Source organism: Streptomyces sp. NPDC058955 (assembly GCF_042741435.1).
Classification (GTDB): domain Bacteria; phylum Actinomycetota; class Actinomycetes; order Streptomycetales; family Streptomycetaceae; genus Streptomyces.
Genome location: NZ_JBHYKM010000061.1, coordinates 40,932 through 46,490 on the forward strand (window position 1 = coordinate 40,932; position 5,559 = coordinate 46,490).

The following is a 5,559-nucleotide window of genomic DNA, read 5'->3' on the forward strand; positions in this document are numbered from 1 at the left end:
GCGTGGGGCTCGGGGGGGGGGGGGGGGGGGGGGGGGGCGGGGGGGGGGGGGGGGGGGGGGGGGGGGGGGGGGGGGGGGGGGGGGGGCCCCGCGCCCCCCCCCCCCCCGCGACCGTGCTGCGCGTGATGGACGAGCCGCACGGCATGGACTACTACGCGGTGGTGCTCCAGGACCCGGAGGGCAACGAGTTCTGCGTGGTGTGACCCTCCGTCCGGCGGCCCGGGTGCCGGCTCAGTCGGTGTCGCGCGGGTCGAAGGAGTCGGTGTCGACGGTGAGCGGCGCGGGGAAGGCCCCGGCGACGTCGTCCCAGCGGGTGAGCTTGAAGTCGGTGCCCTCGCGGTCGCCGTCCGCCGGGGTGGCCTCGCCGTCGTGGGTGACGAGCAGGCCCTTCGGGAAGGCGGTGCCGAGGGGCACGTTCACCACGGTGGCGCCGTCGGAGTGCTGCACCCCGTCGGTGGCCGGGCCGTCGGTGACGGCGAAGGAGCCGAGGTAGGCGTTGGCGCCCTCGCGCGCGTAGACGGCGAAGGTGTTGTCGCCCTGGCTGGAGGCGAGGACGTAGCCGGTGCCGTCGTCGCCGTGGTAGACGGTGACGCCCTCGGCGTCGGCGCTCAGGTGCGCGCCGCCGAAGCCGGGGTCGTGCGCGGTGTCGAGGACGCACTCCTCCTCGGCCTCGTCGTACGTCCACGGGGTGCCGTACTCGCGGACGCGGTCGAGGAGTTCGGGCCGCTCGAACTCCTCGTCGTCGATCCCGACCCGCCAGAGGCCGACGGCCTCCTGGGCGGCGTAGAGGACGTGCTCCTCCTGGTCGACGGCCATGCCCTCGACCTGCGGCAGCTCGCCGGGGTCGGCGCAGGGCCGCCAGGCGGTGCCGTTCGGCAGGGTGAAGGAGGTGGGCAGGTCGAGGGTGTCCTCGGTGCGGTAGCCGACCCGGCCGCCGCGGTCCTCCAGCTCCAGCAGGCGCAGCCGGCTGCGCTCGCGCTGGGAGACGACGACGTAGGCGTCGTCGCCGTCGCGGTAGGCGGTGAGGCCGTAGGAGGTGGTCTGCTCGTCGACCTCGGCCTCGCTCGCGGCGAAGACGGGCGTGACGTCGGCGGCGGTGACGTCCCGCAGCGGGGCGCGGCCGGCGGCGAGGGCGGCCGGGTCGATGGCGTAGGCGCGGATCCGGTCGCGGCCGCGGTCGCTGACGACGGCCAGGTCGGTCGGGCGGCCGTCCAGCTCGAAGCCGTAGACCAGGTCGACGTTGTTGAACCGCCCGGGGGCGGCGTCCTCGCCGGGGGCGGGCGGGGCGGCGATGTGCTGCAGTCGGCGGCCGTCGAGCCCGTAGACGTCGAGGCCGCCCTCCTTGAGGGTGCCGATGACGAGGCTGCGGCCGGGCCGCGTGGGGTCGACCCAGACGGCGGGGTCGTCCGCGTCGGCGTTGCCGCCGGCCTCGTCGTCGTACACCACGGGCGTCTCGACACGGGCGGTGACGGCGACGGGGACGGGCTGGGGGGTGGCGGGGACCGCGGCCACGACGCTGAATGCGGCGGCCAGGGCGGTCAGAGCGGAGGCGCTCACGATACTCCTCGGTAGCGTTCTCGGACGGGCCGAGACGCTACGGAGGCGGGGTGGAGCGGCCCTTGCGGACCCGTGAATTCCGAACGGCCGTACGGAACATGCCTCTAGCATCGGGCGGATGGGGACGGACATCGACGGTGTGATCGAAGTGCGCGGGGCCGACGGGCGGTGGACGGCGGGCGACTGGCTGCCCGACTGCGCGCTGGTGCGGGACAAGGACGCGCGGGAGTGCCTGTTCGGGTACGGCGGGGCGCTCCAGGTGGACCGGCCGCTGTTCGACGCGCGGGGCGTGCCGGACGGTGCCTCCGAGGACGTCCTCGACGACGAGATCAACCACAGCCACTCGTACGCCACCTGGGCCGAGGTGCAGGCCGTCGACTGGGACGCGCCGCTGAACGACCGCGCCGACGGCAACCATCTCGGGGTGTGGGTGCCGGGGCCGGACGGCGAACTCGTCCTCGACCACGTGGGCTGGGCCCCGCTCGCCGTCCTGGACGCGGCGGAGGAGCAGTTCGGCGAGGACCTGTGGCCGTGGGAGTGGCCGCCGGGCGGCGAGGTCCACCTCGACGGGGCGGTCTACCGGCCGGTGGTGTACACGCCCCGGATGTTCGCCCCGCCGGACGGCGACCGCTGGGGCCCGGTCTGGGCGATCATGCGCGACCTGGCGGCCGTCCACGGTGACGAGAACGTCCGCCTGGTCGTCTGGTTCGGCTGAGCGCCCGAGAGGGCCCGAGGGTGCCCGGCTACTTGGCGAGGGCCCGGCTGATGACCATCCGCTGGATCTCGCTCGTCCCCTCGAAGATCGTGTAGATCGCCGCGTCACGGTGCATGCGCTCGACCGGGTACTCGCGGGTGTAGCCGTTGCCGCCGAGGATCTGGATGGCCTGGGCCGTGACGCTCTTGGCGACCTCGCTCGCGTACAGCTTGGACATGGAGCCCTCGGCGTTCGTGAAAGGCTTGCCGGCGGTGGCCATCCAGGAGGCGCGCCAGACGAGCAGGCGGGCCGCGTCGATCCGGGTGGCCATGTCGGCCAGCTGGAAGGCGACGCCCTGGTTCTCGATGATCGGGCGGCCGAACTGCACGCGGGTCTTCGCGTAGTCGAGGGCGACCTCGTACGCGGCGCGGGCCGTGCCGACGGCCATGGCGCCGACGGCCGGGCGGGAGGCCTCGAAGGTGGCCATGGCCGCGTTCTTCACGCGCTCGCCGCCGGACCTGGCCTTCTCGCGGGCACGGGCGAGCCGCTCGTCCAGCTTGTCCTTGCCGCCGAGCAGGCAGGAGCCGGGGACCCGGACGTCCTCCAGGACGACCTCGGCGGTGTGCGAGGCGCGGATGCCGTGCTTCTGGAACTTCTGGCCCTGCGAGAGGCCGGGGGTGTTCGGCGGCACGATGAAGGAGGCGTGGCCCTTGGAGCCGAGCTCCGGGTCGACGACGGCCACGACGACGTGGACGTTGGCGATGCCGCCGTTGGTCGCCCAGGTCTTGGTGCCGTTGAGCACCCACTCGTCGGTGGCCTCGTCGTAGACGGCCCGGGTGCGCATGGAGGCGACGTCGGAGCCGGCGTCGGGCTCGGAGGAGCAGAAGGCGGCGACCTTCACGTCGTTCGCGTCGCCGTACATCTGCGGCACCCAGGTGCCGATCTGCTCCTCGGTGCCGTTGGCGAGGACGCCGACGGCGGCGAGGCCGGTGCCGACGATGGAGAGCGCGATGCCCGCGTCGCCCCAGAAGAGCTCCTCCATCGCCATCGGGATGCCGAGGCCGGTCGGGTCGAAGAACTGCTGGGCGTAGAAGTCGAGGGAGTAGATTCCCAGCTTGGCGGCCTCCTGGATGATCGGCCAGGGGGTCTCCTCACGCTCGTCCCACTCGGCGGCGGCCGGGCGCATGACGTCCGCGGCGAAGCCGTGGAGCCAGTCGCGGACCTGCTTCTGGTCGTCGTTGAGCTCGAGCGTGAACTCGCCCATGTTCCCTCCCAGCAGTACGTTACTTGCGGTAACAGCAGTCTGTTACCGGCGGGTACGGCTGTCAACCTGCGGGTCCTCGCGAGCGAAGCGGACCGGACCGTTCGGCACGGGGTGCCGGTCGGGTGTTACGTTGCGACAGCCTCAGGTCATCACACGGGCGGGGAGACACGCTTATGGACATCGCACACCGGACCACCGACCAGCAGAAGCCCGCCGAGCAGCGGCGGCGCGAACTGCTGGAGGCGGCGGACCGGGTGGTGCTCCGCGACGGCCCCAAGGCATCCATGAACGCGATCGCGGCCGAGGCCGGCATCACCAAGCCGATCCTCTACCGCCACTTCGGCGACAAGGGCGGCCTCTACCGCGCCCTCGCCACCCGCCACACCGACGCCCTCCTCGCCTCGCTGCGGGCCGCCCTCGACGCCCCCGCGGACCGGCGCCGCCGCGTCGAGTCCACCCTCGACACCTACCTCGCCTCCATCGAGGCGATGCCGCAGGTCTACCGCTTCCTCATGCACCCGGCCGAGGAGTCCCACCAGGCCGAGCAGGGCTTCGACGTCGGCCGCCACTCCGCCCCGCTGCTCCGCCGCATGGGCGAGGAACTGGGCCAGGTCATCGCCGAGCGCGTCGACCTCGGCCCCGCGGCCGAGGCCCAGGCCCGGATCTGGGGCCACGGCATCGTCGGCATGATGCACGCCGCCGGCGACTGGTGGCTGGGCGAGCGCCCCTGCTCCCGCGCCGAACTGGTCCGCTCCCTCGCGGACCTCCTCTGGGGCCGCCTCGCCGAAGCCGACGACCGCGCCGACGGCCCGGGCTTCTAGGCCGCGCCTTCCGGGCCCGGCTCGCCTCCCGGGCCCGGGCCCCCGCTTCCGGGCGGTACGCCCTCCGGCGCCCACCGCCCGCCCTCCGGCCGGGGGCCGGGGCGGGAGCGACCCCGGGGCGGGCCGGGGGCGGCGGGACGGGGGAGCCGCCGATCGCGGGCGGTCGGCCTCGGAGCCGTACCGGAAAGGGATCGGGCTACGCCTCCAGGACGGACGCGCCTTCGCCCCAGGACTGCTTGCGGATGGCGCGGAGGAGGCGTGATCTGCGCCACCCGGTGACGTGCTCGGCGTAGACGTGTCCGTCCAGGTGGTCCATCTCGTGCAGGAGGCAGCGGGCGAAGAAGCCGGTGCCCTCGACGCGGACCGGGGTGCCGTCGGTGCGGACGCCCTCCACCACCGCGCGGTCGAAGCGGGCCACCGGCGCCTCCAGGCCCGGCAGCGAGAGGCAGCCCTCCGGGCCGCGGTACGCGTCGCCGTCCGCCTCGACCAGCCGCGGGTTCACCACGTGCCCCAGGTGCCGCACGTCCTCGTCGTCCGGGCAGTCGTAGACGAAGACCCGCAGCCCCACGCCCACCTGGTTCGCCGCCAGACCCACGCCGTGCGCCGCGTACATGGTGGCGAACATCGACTCGACCAGACCGTCGAGTTCGGGGCCGAACTCGGTGACGGGGGCACAGGGGCTGTGCAGCACGGGATCGCCGAGCAGGGTCATCGTCCGGACGATGCCGGAGCTGCCGGGGATGGGGCGGTTTCGCATGCCCGTAAGGGTACGGTCCGCCGTGACCTCCTCATTTCATACGGTCGGCCCGGGTGCCGCGGTTCGGGCTCCTGGCCGGTTCTCGATAGGCTGAGCCCCGACCGACGCAAGGAGGATCAAGGACGATGTCAGGACACCCCGGTAATCCAGAGCCGCTGTCGCCGCGCGCCAAGCTGGCCGTGACCGCGGGCAAGGCGGCCGCCGCGGTGTCGCGGGCGGCCGGCCGTGGCAGCGGATCGGTGATCGGCGGAAGGGTCGCGCTCAAGCTCGACCCCGACCTGCTGGGACGGCTCGCGCAGCACCTGGACGTCGTCCTCGTGTCCGCCACCAACGGCAAGACCACCACGACCCGGCTGATCGCCGAGGCGCGGCGGGCCCCCGGCCCCGGGGGGGGCCACCCCCGCGGCGCCCCCAATCCCGCGGGGCGCACCCCCGGTGGCTTATTAACAACATTCGCGGGCGCCGG

5 protein-coding genes and 2 pseudogenes are annotated in these 5,559 nt (G+C 73.9%); 4 read left to right on the forward strand and 3 right to left on the reverse strand.

The genetic code is table 11. The features are described from left to right. Nucleotides 1-203: pseudogene (locus ACFW1I_RS22700) on the forward strand (hypothetical protein); the annotation flags it as partial. Between the two features lie 28 nt (nucleotides 204-231). Here ACFW1I_RS22700 and ACFW1I_RS22705 read toward each other — a convergent pair. Further along, nucleotides 232-1,557, reverse strand: coding sequence for a phytase (locus ACFW1I_RS22705; protein WP_384672800.1), 1,326 nt, complete (start codon nucleotides 1,555-1,557; stop codon nucleotides 232-234). Nucleotides 1,558-1,675: 118 nt separating this feature from the next. Here ACFW1I_RS22705 and ACFW1I_RS22710 point away from each other — a divergent pair, with 118 nt between their 5' ends. Continuing rightward, nucleotides 1,676-2,272 (forward strand): hypothetical protein, encoded by a 597-nt coding sequence (locus tag ACFW1I_RS22710; protein ID WP_384672803.1) that lies wholly within the window; start codon nucleotides 1,676-1,678, stop codon nucleotides 2,270-2,272. Between the two features lie 28 nt (nucleotides 2,273-2,300). Here the strand turns inward: ACFW1I_RS22710 and ACFW1I_RS22715 are convergent, their stop codons facing one another. Continuing rightward, nucleotides 2,301-3,515, reverse strand: coding sequence for an acyl-CoA dehydrogenase family protein (locus ACFW1I_RS22715; RefSeq protein WP_384672805.1), 1,215 nt, complete (start codon nucleotides 3,513-3,515; stop codon nucleotides 2,301-2,303). A gap of 173 nt (nucleotides 3,516-3,688) precedes the next feature. Between ACFW1I_RS22715 and ACFW1I_RS22720 the strand changes: the two genes are divergently transcribed. After that, nucleotides 3,689-4,336: a TetR family transcriptional regulator gene (locus ACFW1I_RS22720; RefSeq protein ID WP_319007883.1), complete on the forward strand. Its 648-nt coding sequence runs from the start codon at nucleotides 3,689-3,691 to the stop codon at nucleotides 4,334-4,336. A 196-nt stretch (nucleotides 4,337-4,532) separates the two neighbouring features. Here ACFW1I_RS22720 and def read toward each other — a convergent pair whose 3' ends face one another. Further along, nucleotides 4,533-5,093, reverse strand: coding sequence for a peptide deformylase (gene def, locus ACFW1I_RS22725; RefSeq protein WP_384672808.1), 561 nt, complete (start codon nucleotides 5,091-5,093; stop codon nucleotides 4,533-4,535). A 125-nt stretch (nucleotides 5,094-5,218) separates the two neighbouring features. Between def and ACFW1I_RS22730 the strand changes: the two are divergent. Further along, nucleotides 5,219-5,559, forward strand: a pseudogene (locus tag ACFW1I_RS22730) (hypothetical protein); the annotation flags it as partial.

Excerpts from the sequence above, each read along its gene's own strand:
- ACFW1I_RS22710 (WP_384672803.1), top strand. The coding sequence starts at position 1,676 with ATGGGGACGGACATCGACGGTGTGATCGAAGTGCGCGGGGCCGACGGG.
- ACFW1I_RS22715 (WP_384672805.1), bottom strand. The coding sequence starts at position 3,515 with ATGGGCGAGTTCACGCTCGAGCTCAACGACGACCAGAAGCAGGTCCGC.
- ACFW1I_RS22720 (WP_319007883.1), top strand. The coding sequence starts at position 3,689 with ATGGACATCGCACACCGGACCACCGACCAGCAGAAGCCCGCCGAGCAG.
- def (WP_384672808.1), bottom strand. The coding sequence starts at position 5,093 with ATGCGAAACCGCCCCATCCCCGGCAGCTCCGGCATCGTCCGGACGATG.